This window comes from Hymenobacter terrenus (assembly GCF_000972495.1).
Lineage (GTDB): Bacteria > Bacteroidota > Bacteroidia > Cytophagales > Hymenobacteraceae > Hymenobacter > Hymenobacter terrenus.
Genome location: NZ_LATM01000004.1, coordinates 1 through 17,663 on the forward strand (window position 1 = coordinate 1; position 17,663 = coordinate 17,663).

The following is a 17,663-nucleotide window of genomic DNA, read 5'->3' on the forward strand; positions in this document are numbered from 1 at the left end:
CAGACTTTTTTTGCCTTGCCTATACCCCGCAACTTGAGTTTGCTAAGCCATTGCCAGAACCTTTCCACCAAACCCGTAACTCACCCTGCCAGGGCTGATAGGCCGCCTAAGGCTTCAAGCAATGCAGTGTGGCGGCGACACGAAACAGCGTATTTTTAGAAGACTGCTGGCACTGTATGTACTACTCCAACTCAAACAAACCTAACTACACAAAAAAGGCGCCCCAGTCAATCTGAGGCACCTTTTTATATACTGTTAGCACAAAATCAGTACAAGCCATATACCCGGAGCTTTATACCTTGCTCCTTGTCTCTTTTATTTTAGTGCGCCGACATCTCCGACTCGCGCTGGGCACTTTGGCCATCAGCACCGCTCTGCCCATCGCTGTTGCTTTCCTGCACTGGCACATCAGTAGCTTGCTGAGCCATCCGTTCTGACATCTAGCCGCTGCCCATGGCACTCTGGTTGCCTTGGCTGCCCTGCACCTGAATCTGGTGGCGCATGGTTTTCTCTTCATTCTTGGGCACCATCACCCGCAGCACGCCGTTCTCAAAATTAGCCTGAATCTGGCGCGGCTCCACGTTATCAGGCAGTTGAAACGAGCGCTGGAACGAGCCGTAGGAACTCTCTACCACATGGTAGCGGCGGTCGTTCTGCTCGTTTTTGAAGTGCCGCTCCCCCGAGATGGTAAGGCGGCCCTGATGGAAATCCACCTTAATGTCTTCCCGCTTCAACCCCGGCAGGGCCACCTCAATCTGGTAGTCTTTTTCGGTTTCGTAGGCATCGACTTGCGGCAAAAACGCCGACACCCGACCCCGGCCCGCCAACGAATCCTGGAAGAACCCGTCGAGCATGTTGGAAAAGCTCTGCGGTATTATATCCGCGAATGAATCCTGATACTTTTGAATGGCCATGACGCAAAAAATTTGAGGTAAACAGAAAGCGCAGTGCCCGGCCAGGCACTGCGCTTTCTACTACCCTGGCAGAGCGTATGTTTCACCAAAAAATACCTATACTGGACCGTATAGGCATTTTTTATTTAAACCACGACCTTCGCCCTCCTCTCTTATGCCTCCATTACTTTGTTCTGGCGGGTGATGGATTCCAGGTGCACAGCCGCCAGGTATTGCTCCACAAATTCGTTCGTCAGTCCCACCGAGGCGCCCTGGCGCAGGGCCCGCTCCAGCACTTCGTTCCAACGGCTGGTTTGAAGGATGGTGATGTCGTTTTCTTTTTTGTACTGGCCGATTTTCTCCGCCACGCTCATGCGCCGACCCAGCAGCTGCATGATTTCGGCATCGAGTTGATTGATTTGCTCGCGGAAGCTGGATAGCGCCGTGAGGAACTCGCGCTCGTTGGTGGTTTCGTGGCGCCACACCAGGCCCTCAATCAGGTCGTGAAGGACTTCGGGAGTGATTTGCTGCTTGGCATCGCTCCAGGCCGCGTCGGGGTTTTGGTGGCTTTCAATCATCGTCCCGTCGAAGCCGAGGTTGAGAGCCTGTTGGGCCACCATGGCCAGCGTATCGCGCCGCCCGCAAATGTGGCTGGGGTCGCAGAGCAGGGGTAGCTCAGGCAGGCGGCGCTTCATCTCGATGGGCAGGTGCCACATTGGCGCATTGCGAAAATCGGTATTGCCGTAGCTCGAAAAGCCCCGATGAATGAGGCCTACCTGCGCTACACCGGCCTTTTGCAGGCGCTCCACGGCGCCCACCCATAGCTCCAGCTCGGGGTGAATAGGGTTCTTGACCAGTACTGGCACGTCGACCCCGCGCAGGGCATTGGCAATTTCCTGCACCGAAAATGGGTTGCCGGTGGTGCGGGCCCCCACCCACAGAATATCGACGCCAAAAGCCAAACAGTCTTCGACGTGCTTGGCGGTAGCTACCTCAACGGCTGTGGGCAGGCCGGTTAGCTCACTAGCTTTTTTCAGCCAGGGCAGGCCTTTGGTACCCACGCCCTCGAACATGCCGGGCTTGGTGCGTGGCTTCCAGATGCCGGCGCGCAGGGCCTGCACCTTGCCGGTGGCGGCCAGGCGCTGGCAGGTGTCGAGCACCTGCTCCTCGGTTTCGGCCGAGCAGGGGCCCGAGATGAGGAAAGGCTTGTCGTCGGGCTGGCGGTTGAATAAGGCGGATTTCATGGTTGGTATCATGGGATATGTTGTTTCTGTTTAGTTGAGAGGTGCCCCACTTTTCAAATTGGGCTATTTGTTATTCAACAACTTACGTACTTAAGGCAAAATCTTGCGGATGTGGTTGGCTTGCTGAATCTGCTCGGTGAGGCCGACGTAGTCTTCCCGCGCCAGCAGCTCACGCAGGTGCTGAAGCTGATGCAGGTGCTCATCGAGCACATCGAGCACGTTGAGCCGGTTTTGGCGAAAGATGGGCACCCAGGTGGCCGGTGCGCTTTTAGCCAGCCGCACCGTGGACTCGAACCCGCCGCTGGCAAGGTCGAAAATACGCTGCTCTTCTTTCTCCTTCTCCAAAACAGTGAGAGCCAGAGCAAACGAGGTGATGTGCGAAATGTGCGACACGTAGGCGGTGTGCAGGTCATGGTCGGCCCCGTCGAGGTAAAGCAGGCGCATAGGCACCGTTTGAAAAAGCTTTTCCACCAGCTGCACGGCATCAGGGTCACTATTAGCCGTGTCGCAGAGCACGACGACCTTTCCCTCGAACAGCTCAGCGAAGGCTGCTTCCGGCCCGGAATGCTCGGTGCCGGCCATGGGATGCACGGCCACGAAACGGCCCCGGTTCGGGTGACCAGCCACGGCCGCCAGCAGCGCCTGCTTGGTCGAGCCTACATCAATTACCACTTGGTGCGCCGCAACGGCGTCGAGCACGGGCGGCAGCACGGCTACCATGGCATCTACGGGCACGGCAACGACGATTAAATCAGCCCGGCGTACGGCGCTGCTCAAGTCATCGATTTCATCGACCAAGCCCAATTCCAGGGCGCGGCGGGCATGGGCCGAGCTTTGCTCCACACCAATGAGTCGCTGCACCAAGCCGTGCTTGCGCAGGTTGAGGGCCAGTGAGCCACCAATCAAGCCAAGGCCGATGATGGTGACGGTCATGGCAGTATGGGAAATTAAAGGCGCAGTCATGCTAAGCGGAGCGAAGGGGTCGCTAAGGTCATTTCGTAATTGATTACTTCTGGGATAGCGCTGCGTCGACAAGCTCAGCAGGGCGTTCTGGACCGGTTTTCTGCCGAGCCGCAACCCTAGCCAGCGCCTCACGCAGCGCTGTTTCGGGCTGGCAGAGGCTGGCGCGCACGTAGCCCAGTCCATTACTGCCGAAGATGCCACCGGGCGTAAGGAAAACGCGGGCCTCGACCAGCACGGCATCACTAAGGGCGTAGCCGTCGGCGAAGCCAGCAGGCACAGCTGCCCAGATGAAGAGGCCCGTTTGGCGCGGCGCGGGGGCGCAGCCCACGGCACGCAGCAGCTCTACTACCAGCTCGCGACGGGCTCGGTAGGTGGCATTTAGCTCCGCAAACCACTCGGGGCCCAGCGCCAGGGCCGCAATGGCGGCCTGCTGCACGGGCAAAAACATGCCCGAATCCATGTTGCTTTTGAAGCGGAGCACATCGGCCAGGATGTCGGCGCGGCCCGCCAGTAGGCCCACGCGCCAGCCGGCCATGTTGTGCGACTTGCTGAGCGAGTTCAATTCGATAGCCACTTCGCGGGCGCCGGGCACGGCCAGCAGGCTGACGGGCGGCGTTTCGTTCAGAATAAAGCCATACGGGTTGTCGTGCACCAGCAGGATGTCGTGCTGCCGGGCAAAGGCCACGAGGCGCGTGAGAAACGGCAGGTCGGCGGCCGCGCCAGTGGGCATGTGCGGGTAGTTCACCAGCATGAGCTTCACCCGGGAGAGGTCGGTGGCGGCCAGGGCATCCAAATCGGGCAGCCAGCCGGCAGCCGCCGTGAGGTCGTACTCGCGCACTTCGGCCCCGCAGATTTCGGCCACGGCGCGGTACGTGGGGTAGCCGGGGTTGGGAATGAGCACGGCGTCGCCCGCTTCCAGGAAAGTCATTCCCACGTGCATCAGGCCCTCTTTGGAGCCCAGCAACGGCAGGATTTCAGTAGCGGCATCCAGGGCCACGCCGTAGTGCTGCTGGTAGAACCCGGCCATAGCGCCGCGCAGCGCCGGAATGCCTTGGTATCCCTGATAGCCGTGGGCACTGGGCAGCGCCGCGCTGGCGGTGAGAGCAGCCGTCACGCTGGGGTGCGGCGGCAAATCGGGACTGCCGATGCCCAGGTTGATGATATTGGCGCCGGCGGCGTTGAGGGCAGCTAGTTCGCGCAGCTTGCGCGAGAAGTAGTATTCGCCGGTGTGGGCCAGCCGGCTGGCAACGGGGATTTGCATGGTGGTGGGGCGAGGCTAACTGAGGGCTTTATTTTGGGTAACTTTCTTATCAGGAAGCGGCTGCTCAGCCTTTGGTTGAAACGCAGATTATTGTGAGCGTTAGAAGCGGGGTAGAATAATGGTTGCGATGAGCCATACGCGAGTCGTTCAACGATTCAACTACCCCAATTTTCGCTGCGCAAAAATGTCCCCTCCTTGGTAGGGAGGGAAGTTTGGTGTTCTGTTGCCATGCTGCCGCGGCGGTAGGTGCCCAGCACCCGCAACTCTTCGGTTACCGGTCCTAAGTCAGTCAGCAAGGCACTGAGCTGGGTGACTTCCTCAAACTCCACATCGGCATGAAAGCCGTAATGCCAGGGCTGGCCGGGGCGCGGGCACGATTGCAACTTGCTCAGGTTGAAGCCGTGAGCGGCTACGCGGGTGAGCACGCCCGCCAGGCTGCCCGGGGCGTGCGACACGTGGAAGTAAAGGGAGGCTTTATCGGCCCGCGGGTCGGGCTGAGCGGTTTCGGCGCGCTCCAGCACCAGGAAGCGGGTGTAGTTGTGCGGGTCGTCGTGGATGGCGGGCACTAAGATGTGGAGGCCGAATTGCGCGGCGGCCTGAGCCCCGGCGACAACGGCCACGCCGGGCGTCCGGTTTTCGGCCAGGAGTTGGGCGCTGTGGCCTGTGTCGTCGGTTTCGACGAGCTTCCAGTTCGGGTGGCGGTCGAGGAATTCGCCGCACTGCCGCAGGGCCATGGGGTGCGAATGCACGGCTTCTATTTCCGCTAGCGTGATGCCGGGCAGGGCCAGCAGGTGCTGGTGAATGGGCAAATACACTTCGCCGGTAATGCGGATGGCGTGGCGCTCCAGCAGCAGGTAGTTGGGCAGGATGCTGCCGGCCAGCGAGTTTTCCATGGCCATGAGGCCGGCTTCGGCGGTGCCATTCATCACGTGAGCCACCACCGCGCCGAAAGTGGCGCAGGGTAGTAGGGCCGGTTTGGCGCCAAAGTACTGGCGGGCCGCTACTTCGTGGAAACTTCCCTGGAACCCCTGAATGGAAACGTGCTTGGGCATGACGCTGCGTGAGAAAGATGGGCAATAAAAAAGGGCCTCCGGTGTGCGGGGCCCTGGTGTTGTTGGCGGAGAGTGTGGTGGTTTACACTAGCAACAGCGGGCCGGCTTCTTCGGATAGAAGAAGTAATAGCCATAGGTAAAGTAGAACTGCTGCGTGGGTACCATGTGTGAAATGGGCATTAAAAAAGCGCCTTCCCGATGAACGAGCGGCGCTGGGAGAGTTTGAGGATTAGCTACAAACGGCGGCTCGTTCTACGCGGTAGCGTAGAAGTAATAATAGCCAAAAAAGTAGCGCGTCTGGAACATGGGGTGATGAATACGGCGGCAAGATAGGCATGAGTTTTAGAAATACAAATTTTCGGTACTGGTTCGTGTTAGTTAAAATGGGGGCTGAGGGTTAATGAGATTCCACACGGGACTGCTGATGTTCTTTCCACTGACCGACCTCTCGGCCCCGCTCTCTTTTGGCGGCACGCATTAAGCGCAGTAGAACTGGGGATGAGGCTGCGCCAGATGCTGAATAGAAATCGCTCCATGTAAGCTTACCTCAAAAGCTCTACCCTAACAACCAAGACGGTGAAAACCGGTTTAGGCAGCTTGTAGTCACCTTTACTGCTGCTTTCTCATGCCCACGCTATTTGAACCATTCGCCCTGCGCGGCGTCACCCTGAAAAACCGCATTGTTGTATCTCCCATGTGCCAGTACAGCAGCGTGGATGGCTTTGCGACCGACTGGCACCTCGTGCACCTGGGCACCCGGGCCGTGGGCGGCGCCGGCCTCATCATCGTCGAGGCTACGGGCGTGTCGCCGGAAGGCCGCATCACCCCCGACGACCTTGGTATCTGGAAAGACGAGCACGTGCCCATGCTCCAGCGCATCAACGCCTTCCTATTGGCCCAGGGCAGCGTGCCGGGCATTCAGCTGGCCCACGCCGGCCGGAAGGCCAGTACTCTCAGCCCCTGGAAAGGCACGGGCCTGGTGCCCGAAAGCGAAGGCGGCTGGCAGACAGTGGGCCCCAGCGCCATTCCCTTCGCCGATAACTACCCCCAGCCGGTAGCCCTCGATGCAGCTGGTATTCAGAAAGTAGTGACTGATTTCCGGGCCGCGGCGGCGCGGGCATTGGCAGCGGGCTTCCAGGTAATAGAGTTGCACGCGGCGCACGGCTACCTGCTGCACGAGTTTCTGTCGCCACTGAGCAACCACCGGACCGATGAATACGGTGGCACGTTTGAAAACCGCATCCGCCTGCTGCTCGACGTGGTGGCCGCTACCCGCGAGGTGTGGCCGGCCGAGCTACCGCTCATCGTGCGCATCTCGGTGACAGACTGGACCGAAGGCGGCTGGAACGCCGATGAATCGGTGCAGTTGGCTGCCATGCTCAAAGCACGCGGCGTGGACATGATAGATTGCTCTACCGGCGGCAACGTGCCCAAGGCGCCCATCCCGGTGGGCCCCGGCTACCAGGTCCAATTCGCCGAACGCATCAAGCAGGAAACCGGCATTCTGACCGGGGCAGTGGGCCTCATTACCACACCGACCGAGGCCGAAGCCATTTTGGCCAATGGGCAGGCCGACGTGGTGCTGCTAGCCCGCGAGTTTCTGCGCGAGCCGTATTTCCCGCTGTTCGCGGCGCATGAGCTGGGGGTTGAGGTGGCGTGGCCGGTGCAATACGAGCGGGCCAAACCGCAGACAATTGTACCCGCAGGCTCGCGGTAGGACAGCAACGCGAACTACGCAGGCGACACCAAACCCTGCACTACCCGCGCCGTCACGAGTAATTGGCCTAGGTGACGGGTGGTGTGCTCGGCCGCATGCACCAGCAAGCCAATGACCGTGGACGGTAGTTGGGCCCGGCCCACGCCGCGCGGCTCGGTCAGGCTGGTTTCGGCAGTAGTGCGCAGCTGCACCAAAGCACTGTTTACCTTCTCACTGAAGCGTTGTACCAATTGATCCACCGTGCCAGACTCAATAGGTAATGGCAAGTTCTCAGCGGCTAAGGCAGCCAGTTGTTCGGCGTTCAGGGCTTCGCCACGGGCGTAGGTCAGCAGCCGGTTGAGCACGCCGGCCAGGTGCTGCAAGTGAAAGCCGACCGAAGCCACGCCGCTGGGCCGCTCATTGAGGAGTTCGGCGGGGAAGTCTTGTAGGGCCGCCGTCAGTTCTTCGCGGGCTTGCAGCAGGGCGTGGGCAATGGGTTGCAATAGCGGTGGCACGTCGGGCAGGGGACCGCGCAGCCAGACTTCGAGGGTTTGGGGATGAGACATAGAGGAGAAGCAGGGAAACTATGGGAGAGCCGCGAATGTACTACCGGCTTGATATTTAGCTAAGGCGCTTCGTGCGCCTTACTTTTGTGATTATGTCAGGTATTAACAATGCGCTGCGCGCCGCCGCCGACCAGTTCGGCACCCCTCTTTACGTATACAATTCGGCGACCATCACCGGTCAGTACGTCAAACTTACCAAGGCCTTTTCGGGGCATAAGACGCGCTTTTTCTACGCCTGCAAAGCCCTGAGCAATGTGGCCATTCTGCGCCACATTTACAACCTGGGCTCGGGGCTCGACTGCGTGAGCATCAACGAGGTGCGGCTGGGCCTGCACGCAGGCTTCGAGCCAGAGAATATCCTGTTTACGCCCAATAGCGTGACGTTTGAGGAACTGGTGGAAGCCAAAGACCTGGGGGTTAATCTCAACATTGATAATATTTCGCTGCTGGAGCGGTTCGGGGCCACGTTTGGCGGCTCCTACCCGGTGTGCGTGCGCCTGAACCCGCACATCGAAGCGGGGGGCAATTACAAGATTCAAACGGGTCACATCGACAGCAAGTTTGGCATCAGCATTCACCAGCTGCGGCACCTGGAGCGTGTAGTGAAAGGCACGGGCCTGCACGTGCGCGGCCTGCACATGCACACGGGCTCCGAAATCAAGGACGTGGGCGTGTTCATGCGGGCGCTGGAAATCCTGTTCGACGCGGCCGGGCGCTTCCCCGAGCTGGACTTTCTGGACCTCGGCTCGGGCTTCAAAGTACCCTACAAGCCCGGCGATGCGGAAACCGACGTGGCTGCGCTCGGCCAGCAGGTGGCGGCGGCATTCCAGACTTTCGAGCAGGAATACGGCCGGCCGCTGGAGTGCTGGTTTGAGCCGGGCAAGTATCTGGTGAGCGAAAGCGGCTACCTGCTGGTGAACGTGGCCGTGGTGAAGCAAACCACCGCCACGGTATTCGCAGGCGTCAATTCGGGTTTTAACCACCTGATTCGGCCCATGTTCTACGACAGCTACCACCACATCAGCAACCTGACCAACCCCAAGGGCACGGAACGGCTGTACACGGTGGTGGGCAACATCTGCGAAACCGATACCTTCGCCTGGGACCGGCTGCTGCCAGACATCCGCGAAAACGACCTGCTGGCTTTCCACAACGCCGGGGCCTACGGCTTCGAGATGAGCAGCAGCTTCAACTCGCGCACCCGGCCCGCCGAGGTACTGCTGGACGAAAGCGGCGAACTGCGGCTGATTCGCAAGCGGCAGACGTTCGAAGACTTGCTAGCCGGGCAGGTGGACACGGCGGAAGTAGCGCGGGCATAGTCGTCGTGTTCTAAACTTCGAAGCAGTTCCCCCAAAAGAGCAATTAGTTGGGACCAAACCCAAACTGGTTCAGCGAAAAGGGCAGTCAGTTCCCCAAAAAGAGGAACTGACTGCATGACTACTTTATTCGTCAGCTACTTGATAGAGGTAGATATGCCAGTACGACCGGGAGTCTGTAAAATCGGCTAGAGGCTGAAGGCCACTCCGGATGGGCGTGGCCAACCGGGCGGCGCTCAAAACAAACCGGCCTCCGAGGCGCCGAAATGCCCGGGCATCGAATGCCCAATCCTGCACGGTGCGCTGCGGAGTACCGGCAACGAGGTAATCGCGGCCCAGCTCGTGCGAAACCAGAAAGCAGCGGTTGCCCCAGGCGTCGAAGTAGGCCCGCAAATCAGCGTCTTTGGCCAGCTCGCCGGCAATAATCGGCCGGAACCGGTGCTTGTACGACAGCGGGTAGTTGTTCTGGTAGCTGTCGAGGGTATAAAAATCGTTCAGCTGCGCCACGGCGGGCGCGAGGCCCAGACAGGCAACCCGGTAGCCAGCGGGCGGCAGCCCCGTACGCCGCGCCAGATAGTCCTTAATAGATTGAAATAGGGGAGCGGCCACGTAGCGTGCGTAGTTCGGCTCGTGCGGACGCGGGTGCCCGGCCAGTTCCCGCAGGTTGTTGGTCCATTCAGTATTCATGAGCAGGCCTGTGAGCAATTGGGCAGCCACCAGTGCCATGCATACCGACCGCCGCGCGGGCGGCAATAGGCGCAGGCTCAGGGCCAAGACGCCGAAGCACGCCAATGGGAGCAAAAAGCCCAGCCGGGTAAGATTGAAGGCGTGCAGCAGGGGCAACTCATGCTGCACGACAGCCACAGCCTGGCGGATGAATCCGCAAAACGCGGCTACTGCTACCAAGCCTGCCAGCCACGGGGCCAGTTGGCGAGCCGTACGCCACTTGCCCCCGGGGGCCCAGGCCAGGGCGGCCAGCACAGCCAGCGCCATAGTCCCCCGAAAAAACTTGCTCGCATGGTATTGTCCCAACACTAGATAGTTCGCCATCAGCCGTAGGCCCGCGCCCAGCCCCGACGGTGCCAGCTGCGTTAAATCGTGCTCGACCCGATGCGAGACGAACTGCCGGGCCACGAGCAGCGAGTAAAACAACGGCCACTCTACTACCACATCTAGCAGCAAGAGCAGGGCCAGACAGGCTCCTATTCGCTTGGCCGCCGCTCGCCGGCCGTGCCGGACATCGTAAAGAGTCAGCGCCGCCAATGCCCCCCAGATAAACGGGCCTACCAATACAAACCACGACCACACTGGAAATACCGCAACAGTCAGCCAGTCCCACCAACGGCCGCGCCCGGCCCGCAAGCGCAGCACGGCCAATAGCAACGCCGGCTGCCCCAGCACGGTCAGCCCGTAGATTGAATAGGTTGGTAGTGTTGCCCAGGTGAGCGCCAGCCCCGCCGCCAGCCCCCGCCGGCCAGGGCCGGGCAGCCAGCACCGGCGCAACAGGGCATACATACCCAGCAGCCCCAATAGCCGCACCAGAGCCTGATGAGCCAGATAAGCCGGAAGCGGTGAGAGCACCCCAAACAGCCAGACCGTTGGGCTTAGACCGGGCCGCAAAGCATTGCGTGGCAACCCATTCATAATACTAGGCATCAAGGTACTGAGCCGATAATCTAACGCTACCCGAAACTTATTCAGCAAGTACAGAATGCTGATTTCGGTGTCGAGATTGTCGTGAATAGTAATGTAGCTATGGTCGCGCAGGAGTGCGAATGGCAGTAAAAAAAGAGCTAATCCAAGCAGAGCCAGGCGCAGGGGCGGCAAAAGATGGTTACGCTCCTTGATTGCATTTAACAGAAGAAAGCGTGGCCTTTTGGCTGCTGGAAGGCGAACCAGCGTGCCGGGGAACTTCATGGAATGAGCTTTCAAAGCAAAAGAGATTCATACAGGCCCGTAAAGGTCATCAATCATGACGGTTCTGAGGGGGCAGCACTCCAAAGGGCCCTAAAGGCCTACAGGGCGGGCATGGCCCTGCGATACTCAAATCCCTATCAGCAAGAAAGATACTACATGTAGCGAATGTAGTACACCCGCGACTGACGCGGACTGACCTGAGCCACGAGGATGCTATCGCGCCAGCACGCCCATCGGTGCTCCGGCCGTTGCAGCGGGCCGCCGAGCTACTATTTGAAGGTAATAACAAGGACCTATTGCCGCCAATTGCTTCACTACGTAGTGTTGTTGCAGACGTGCCGCGTACTTATCGACGCAGACAAAAACCTTTTCGCCGGGCTGCAACTGGCGCAGATGGGCCGGGGTAAGGGTCAGCGCACGGTAAGGCCGATGGGCGGCATCCCAGGGCAACAGGTAGAAGTGGAGTGAGGCGTTGTAGCGCTCGTAGAGAATCGTCAGGCGCTCATTAGATGGGTGCAGACGAGCCACTTCGGGCAGGTGGTGCGCGTAGCGGGCCTGAAAGTTCTTGGCTTCATCTTGCGCCTTACTGTGGAGCGCGAGCAACAAGTAGCTACCCGCGCCGGTGAAAAGTAAAGCCGTAGCCGCAGTAACGATGACAGGGGACCAACGCGCCCGGGCCCACCGGATGCTGGCTGCCAGCCCCAACGCCGCCAGCAGCGAAGTGAACGGAAACAGCGGGGTGCTATACCAGGCCAGCCGCGAGCGGGCCACCGAAATTAGCAGCAGCCCCAGCCCCACGTAAACCGCCGCAAACCGAGTGAATTCGCGCCGCACCGGCTCCGGTTCTCGCAGGCCTTGGTAAATGCCCAGCACCAGCCACACCACCCAGACTCCTGACCCGAGCACCAGCCATAGCAGATAAAACCACCACGGGTTATCACTATTGATAATGAGTTGCGTGTATCGGCCCGCCCAGTCGTTGTACCAAGTGGCGGCCAGATAGCCCGGGCCTGCCGCCTCACGCAGCCAGTAGAATGCCAGCAACGGCAGGACTGCCGCTACCGCGGCCCCATAAAGCGCTGGCTGGCGCCAACGCGGCTGCCAAATGGGCCAGAGCAGAGCCATTGCCAAGCCGGGCAATGGCAGTACGGCCGCAGCGCACTTGGTAAGCAGCGCCAACGCCTCAAACCCAGCGGCCAGCCACAAATAGCGGGGCTGGTTGGTGCGCAACCACGTGAAAAAAGCCAGGCCCAAGCCCGTGAGCCAACAGGTAAGTAGGGCGTCATAATCAGCGGTGCGGGCCATGTGCAGCCAGTTGAACCCCTTGCTGGTAACCAGGATGAGCGCGGCCAGCGCCCCCAGCTTCCAGCTGCGTAATACCCGGCCGGCGAAATAGTACAGCAGCATTGCAGTAGCCACCGAAGCCACCATAGAAGGCAACCGCACACTGAATTCGGAGATACCCAGAACCCTGATGCTCAGAGCTTGCAGCCAGATAAGCAGCGGGGGCTTAGTGTTCCAGAGGTCGGGCAGGCCCCGGTAGTACGTCACGAGCCAGTCGCCGCGCCGGGCCATTGCTACGGCATTCAGAGCCAGACGGGCCTCGTCATAGTTGAGCAGCGAAAGTTCCCAGGTGCCCCAGGTAAGGGCCAGTACCACAACGAGGAACAGGATAATGGTCTGCCAGAAACGGGGAAAAGACTGGGGCAAGCGAGAAGCGGCGGACACCAAGCGAGGGCAAGTTGAAGGAGGGTATTGCTAGATTTTACTGCGCGCGCAGTTAGGCCAGGGCCAATTGCAGGCGCTGGTGGGGTAGCGGTAGTGGTTGGTTAGGAAGAAAGGCTGCCTTTATCGGAAGTGCGGCGGCCAGACCCGGATATAGGGCAGGGCGACTTGAAAGCAAGGCGGTTATGCTCGTCTTACTAGAAACATGACTTGTTTATATACCCGGGGTGACCGGCGTACTTCTTCTATTTTTGGCAGACGCAATAGGCCTGGTTTTAGAGGGGCTGTTCTTGCTCACTCGCTTCGTGAGCTTTGCATTAATTGGAATAATGAAAGCGGTGAGTCCGAATACGGCTTCACTGGCGATTTTAGCGGTACTCACTAGCTGTGCGACAACACGGGTTGGCACCTAGCCTAAATCGGGGTTGTTGCTGGCATCTTTTGACCAGAATAAGCACGTTGTTTTGATGAATAAAGCGCATGAAAAGGAGCACTGGTAAAGGCACAACCTGGAAACCCCCGGGCTACTAAATAGCCTCGAAGCAACCTGTTAACGCCTAGACCAGCGGACCTAGTGAAAGGCTGCTGTAATCAGTAAAACTTTTTTGGCGCGGCCTATTGGGCTTGTAAGCAAGCTCAATAGGCCGCTGGCCGGGTCTGCGACGGTTGTTGAGCTGCACTACGCTAGAATCGGACCCACCCATTAACTAAAAAGCAAAGCCGGCCCGCACAGCAATTCGCTCGAAGACAACGCGCTCGGGCGCCACGTTGTCGCGGGTGAGAGTGGTCCGCTGGGTGCGGTAGGCCAGGCTCACGAGAAAGCCGGTATTGTTATTGAATAATACTTTCATGCCCACACCAGCGGCCCAGAGCGAGCCGCCTTCGTAGGTAACGGGCTGACTAAGATTGTTGTCCTTGCCGGTGATGTTGAAGCCGTAACCGGCGTCGAGGAAATAGAAAGGTAAAAGCGTGCCGCGGCGGGTGAAGTCCCCGCGCAGGCTGGCAAATACCGGCACCAGGCTCTGGGTAGCGTAGAGGTCGGCGCCCACACCCAGGCCGGCAAATACCCACTGATTGAACTTGTAGCCGTTCACGGTTTGGAACGAGAACGCCGAGGTATTGACGGAACTGCTGGTGTTGCGGCCAGCCAGGGCACCCAGCTCGGTGAAATGCCCGAAGCCACGGACTTTATAGGCGACGTTCAGGTTGTGGGCCGGGGGAATGGGCTGCTGCCGCATGGAATCGATTTCGGCCTGACGAAACGCGAACTCATTACGGTCGGCGGTTTGCAGCCGAATAGGGTCAGCGGTGGGCGCGCTGAGCAATTGGCCGTGCAACACCCAGCCGTTTTTCAGGTGCAGCACTTGTTCGGTGGCGTGTTGGGCAGTGGCTTGTTCGAGGCTCAGCAGTAGCAGCGCGCTCAAGAAGAGGAGTCGAATCATAGCAGCAGAAGTCAAGCAATGAAGTGTGGCAGTCAACCACAGCAGCTAGCTTGGGACTGTCCAATTAATTGACAAAAGAACATCACACTGAACAGTTAACAAAAGAAGGTCCTGCTCAGCCGGCGTCCGTGGAGCTAGCTGAGCAGGACCTTCTTTTGGAACAGGCTGACCTTACTATTGATAACCAGCTGGCCCCGGTGTTATTGGTCGAGCCAGGCCTTAAACTCGGGAACTCGCTCGCGGCTGATGATGACTTCGGTGAATGGCGAGGGCAGCAGCAGCACCCGCAGCCGGCTCCCGGCATAAGTGCGGATGTCTTTCACGGCGGCCAGGCTAACGAGGTACTTGCGGTTGAGGCGGAAAAACTGGCGCGGGTCGAGCAGGGCTTCCAGCTGTTCGAGGGTGTAGTCGACGAGGAAGCGCCGCTGGTCAAGGCCCATGAGGTGCACAAATTTGCCATCGGCGCAGAAGAAGGCAATTTCCTCGGTGGTTTTGAACTGGAGCCGGTCGTTGTTACGGGCCAGAAAACGGGTTTTGTAGGGTTTCTGGAACTGCTGAAATACCTCCGTCAGTTGGCGCAAGTTCACTTCGGGCGCCGGCGGGGCCGCGTAGCTGGTGGTCAGCAGGCGCAGTTTTTCCAAGGCTCGGTGCAGGTCGGCGTAGGCAATGGGCTTGAGCAGGTAGTCGATGCTCGTGACTTGGAATGCCTGGATGGCGTACTGGTCGTAGGCCGTGGTAAAGATGATGGGGCAGCGGATTTCAACCTTTTGAAAGATATCGAAGCACAGACCGTCGGCCAGTTGCACATCGAGCAGCACCAGGCGGGGCGGCGGATTGTTGCCGAACCAGTGCACGGAATCTTCCACCGAGTCGAGGCGTTCGACTACCCGAATGGAGGTGTCGTAGCGGTTGAGCAGGGCTACCAGGCCATCGGCGGCCACGGCTTCGTCTTCGATGAGCACAACGTCCATGGACGGTATCAGGGGTTGAGGTTGAGCAAGGGCAGCCGGACGGTGAAGTTGGTAGCATCAGCTTCTACTTCCACGGGCAGCGTGCTAATAAAGCCGTAGCGGCGCCGGATGTTCTCCAGACCCAGGTTGGTGGAAGGCTCCACGGCCAGCTTGGGTTGCAGGGTGTTGCGCACCACCAACTGCTCGTAGTTGGGCGTGGCAAACACCTCAATCAACAGCGGCCGGTTGCGGGAGCTGACGTTGTGCTTGAGAGCGTTTTCGAGCAGCATTTGCAGGGCCACGGGCACGGTATAGCGCGTGCGCAGGGCATCGGGCACGGTAATTTCAATGCGCAGACTGTCCCGGAAGCGGGCCCGTAGCAAGTAGGCGTACGACTCCATAAACTCCAGCTCGGAAGCCACTTCCACTACTTCCTTTTCCTGGTTTTGCAGTACGTAGCGGTATACTTTGGAAAGCTGCTGCAAGAACTCGCTGGCTTGGTTGACGTCCTGGTAGAGTAAAGTCGATAGTACGTTCAGGTTATTGAACAGAAAGTGTGGGTTTACCTGGTCCTTTAGAGACTGGAACTGGGCTTGCAGGCTGATTTTTTTGTGCTGCTCGGCCTCGACCTGGCTTAGGCGCAACTCCCGCATAAAAAACAGTCCCGTATTTATTGTATTCAGAAACAGATTGATGCGAAAGCCTACCGCCAGTATCAGCTTCAGGCCGAGCTGCAACTTGCCGGGTGGCAACGGCTGCACGTAGCGGCCCAGCAGCAGCGCGGGCCCGCCTACTACGACCAGCGTGAGTGGCAGGCTCAACAAAAAAGCCAGCAGTAATGGGTGCAGACGCCAGTTCACGGCCCGGCTAATGGTTGGCAAAGCCAGCTCAATCAGCCGGTTTCCTTCCCATATCAGCACCACGCACACCACAAATAATAGCAGCACGTATCCATTCGCCACCGGCAGCCCATAGTATGGGAGAGCCTCCATCAGCAGCACGTTCACAAAGGTGTAAACGGCTAGCCCCAGCATGTATACGTACCGCAAACGAAGGGAGAATAGCATGGCGAGTGAAGAGTAGCTGGAAAACTACATAAAAAAAGCCCACCCCTAGCTCACGCCGGGGGTGGGCTTCATTTACACGATGACTAAGGACGCAACACGCGGTCAATCACGTGAACCACGCCATTATTAGCCAATTGATTGGCGATTACCACGTTGGCATTATTAGTTCCGTTGCCAGCGCCACGCACCGTCACGCTGGTTCCGCTCACGCCCACCGTCACTGGTCCGCCCAGGGTCGTCACGGGGCCATTGGTCAAGTCTGAGGAGAAGGCCCGACTGCCCACGATGTGCAGCTTGAGTATATTCACCAAGTCTGTATCAGGCACCTGGTTCAGGCTGGTGAAACCGAGTTGGGCGAGCAGAGCTTGAAACGCCGCATCGGTCGGAGCAAATACCGTCAGGTTGGAAGAAGCGTCATCAGCAGCCTTGAGCAGGTCAGCAGCAGCGGTACGCTGCAAGGCAGCCAGCAGTACCGTAAACTGGGCTGGCGAAGCCGTGGTAGCAGCTACTACAATCTCAGAGATTTTCCGAGTCGGCGGAATCAGCACTTTGTTGATGGCGTGAATAGTACCATTGCTGGCGGCTACGTCGGCCGTCACCACGCTAGTGGTGCCGTTGAGCGTGATAGCGGAGCCAGTTTTAGAAGCATACACGGTATTATCGTTCACTCCAGTGGCGGAAGCCGGCTTAGCGGTAAGCTGAGCGCTGGGGCCACTGGGGAAATCAGCGGCCTTCTTGTTGCCAGCCAGTACGTGGTAGAGCAGGATATTACGCAGGGTAGCAATCTGAGCCGCGTCGGTGATGGCCGCGATGCTAGTAGCCGTCTTGAAAGGATCGGGCAACTCAGTAAAAGCCGCATTGGTGGGTGCGAACACCGTGAACGGCCCTGCACCACTGAGCGTAGTACCCAAATCAGCTTTCGTGACGGCGGCTACTAGAGTAGCGAAATCAGAATTGCCTTGCGCCACCTGCACAATATTGCCAGGCCCAGAGGTCGAGCTACCTGCAATCAGCACATTGTCGATAGCATGAATGGTACCGTTGCTGGCGGCTACGTCGGCCGTCCTCACAGTGGAGCTACCGTTGATGGTGATGGTCGAGCCCGTCTTGGTGAGGTTGATAACGTTGGTGGTACTACCAGCGGCTTTCAGGGTAGTCTGCGGACCCGTGTTCAGATCAGCGGCCTTCTTGTTGCCAGCCAGTACGTGGTAGAGCAGGATGTCTTTCAGAGTCGCTATTTGGGTTGGGTCGGTAATGGCCGCGATGCTAGTAGCCGTCTTGAAAGGATCGGGCAACTTGGCAAACGCGGCGTTGGTGGGTGCAAACACCGTGAATGGTCCCGTACCGCTGAGCGTAGTGGCTAGGTCGGCTTTCGTGACGGCGGCTACCAGAGCAGTGAAATCAGGATTGGCCTGAGCTACCTGTACAATGTTTTGCGTGGAGGTAGCCGGCGGCGTTGGCGTGTTGTCATCGTCGTCGTCGCAGCTGGTGACTGCAAAGCCGAGCAGTGCCACCATCAGTACCGGCAATCGCCGGAGAGACAAGAAGGGAGGAAGTGAGAATAACATGAG

Annotated in this window: 14 protein-coding genes; 2 read left to right on the forward strand and 12 right to left on the reverse strand. The window is 59.0% G+C overall.

Annotated features, from left to right (window positions below):
* Positions 1-440: 440 nt before the first annotated feature.
* The 5 genes from WX88_RS08135 to WX88_RS08155 form a co-directional block, all read right to left on the reverse strand.
* The gene (locus tag WX88_RS08135) at positions 441-914 is read right to left on the reverse strand and encodes an Hsp20/alpha crystallin family protein (RefSeq protein WP_046243876.1); all 474 of its coding nucleotides are present in this window, start codon (positions 912-914) and stop codon (positions 441-443) included.
* Between the two features lie 152 nt (positions 915-1,066).
* Positions 1,067-2,137 (reverse strand): chorismate mutase, encoded by a 1,071-nt coding sequence (locus WX88_RS31340; protein WP_046243877.1) that lies wholly within the window; start codon positions 2,135-2,137, stop codon positions 1,067-1,069.
* Positions 2,138-2,227: 90 nt separating this feature from the next.
* Positions 2,228-3,100 carry a prephenate dehydrogenase gene (locus tag WX88_RS31345; RefSeq protein WP_231590656.1) on the reverse strand — a complete coding sequence of 291 codons (873 nt, stop codon included), beginning with the start codon at positions 3,098-3,100 and terminating at the stop codon, positions 2,228-2,230.
* Between the two features lie 43 nt (positions 3,101-3,143).
* Positions 3,144-4,361: a pyridoxal phosphate-dependent aminotransferase gene (locus WX88_RS08150; protein ID WP_046243879.1), complete on the reverse strand. Its 1,218-nt coding sequence runs from the start codon at positions 4,359-4,361 to the stop codon at positions 3,144-3,146.
* A 155-nt stretch (positions 4,362-4,516) separates the two neighbouring features.
* A complete protein-coding gene (locus WX88_RS08155; protein WP_072052969.1) occupies positions 4,517-5,413 on the reverse strand; it encodes a prephenate dehydratase in 897 nt (298 codons plus the stop codon).
* 625 nt (positions 5,414-6,038) lie between these two features.
* Between WX88_RS08155 and namA the strand changes: the two genes are divergently transcribed.
* Positions 6,039-7,130, forward strand: a complete 1,092-nt coding sequence (namA, locus tag WX88_RS08160; protein WP_046243880.1) for an NADPH dehydrogenase NamA — start codon at positions 6,039-6,041, stop codon at positions 7,128-7,130.
* 14 nt (positions 7,131-7,144) lie between these two features.
* Here namA and WX88_RS08165 read toward each other — a convergent pair whose 3' ends face one another.
* Positions 7,145-7,675: a DinB family protein gene (locus tag WX88_RS08165; RefSeq protein ID WP_046243881.1), complete on the reverse strand. Its 531-nt coding sequence runs from the start codon at positions 7,673-7,675 to the stop codon at positions 7,145-7,147.
* Positions 7,676-7,767: 92 nt separating this feature from the next.
* On the opposite strand from WX88_RS08165, the gene lysA reads away from it, so the two are divergent.
* Positions 7,768-8,994, forward strand: a complete 1,227-nt coding sequence (gene lysA, locus WX88_RS08170; RefSeq protein WP_046243882.1) for a diaminopimelate decarboxylase — start codon at positions 7,768-7,770, stop codon at positions 8,992-8,994.
* 123 nt (positions 8,995-9,117) lie between these two features.
* Here the strand turns inward: lysA and WX88_RS08175 are convergent, their stop codons facing one another.
* The 6 genes from WX88_RS08175 to WX88_RS08200 all read right to left on the reverse strand — a co-directional run bounded on the left by WX88_RS08175 (position 9,118) and on the right by WX88_RS08200 (position 17,636).
* Positions 9,118-10,818 (reverse strand): DUF6044 family protein, encoded by a 1,701-nt coding sequence (locus WX88_RS08175; RefSeq protein WP_156176017.1) that lies wholly within the window; start codon positions 10,816-10,818, stop codon positions 9,118-9,120.
* 303 nt (positions 10,819-11,121) lie between these two features.
* A complete protein-coding gene (locus WX88_RS08180; RefSeq protein ID WP_156176018.1) occupies positions 11,122-12,636 on the reverse strand; it encodes an ArnT family glycosyltransferase in 1,515 nt (504 codons plus the stop codon).
* A 704-nt stretch (positions 12,637-13,340) separates the two neighbouring features.
* Positions 13,341-14,075 (reverse strand): hypothetical protein, encoded by a 735-nt coding sequence (locus WX88_RS08185; protein ID WP_052732481.1) that lies wholly within the window; start codon positions 14,073-14,075, stop codon positions 13,341-13,343.
* Positions 14,076-14,275: 200 nt separating this feature from the next.
* Positions 14,276-15,046, reverse strand: a complete 771-nt coding sequence (locus tag WX88_RS08190) for a LytR/AlgR family response regulator transcription factor (protein ID WP_046243885.1) — start codon at positions 15,044-15,046, stop codon at positions 14,276-14,278.
* Positions 15,047-15,054: 8 nt separating this feature from the next.
* The gene (locus WX88_RS08195; protein WP_046243886.1) at positions 15,055-16,092 is read right to left on the reverse strand and encodes a sensor histidine kinase; all 1,038 of its coding nucleotides are present in this window, start codon (positions 16,090-16,092) and stop codon (positions 15,055-15,057) included.
* An 83-nt stretch (positions 16,093-16,175) separates the two neighbouring features.
* Entirely contained in the window at positions 16,176-17,636 is a 1,461-nt protein-coding gene (locus WX88_RS08200; RefSeq protein WP_197076715.1) for a fasciclin domain-containing protein, read from the reverse strand.
* Positions 17,637-17,663: the final 27 nt, after the last annotated feature.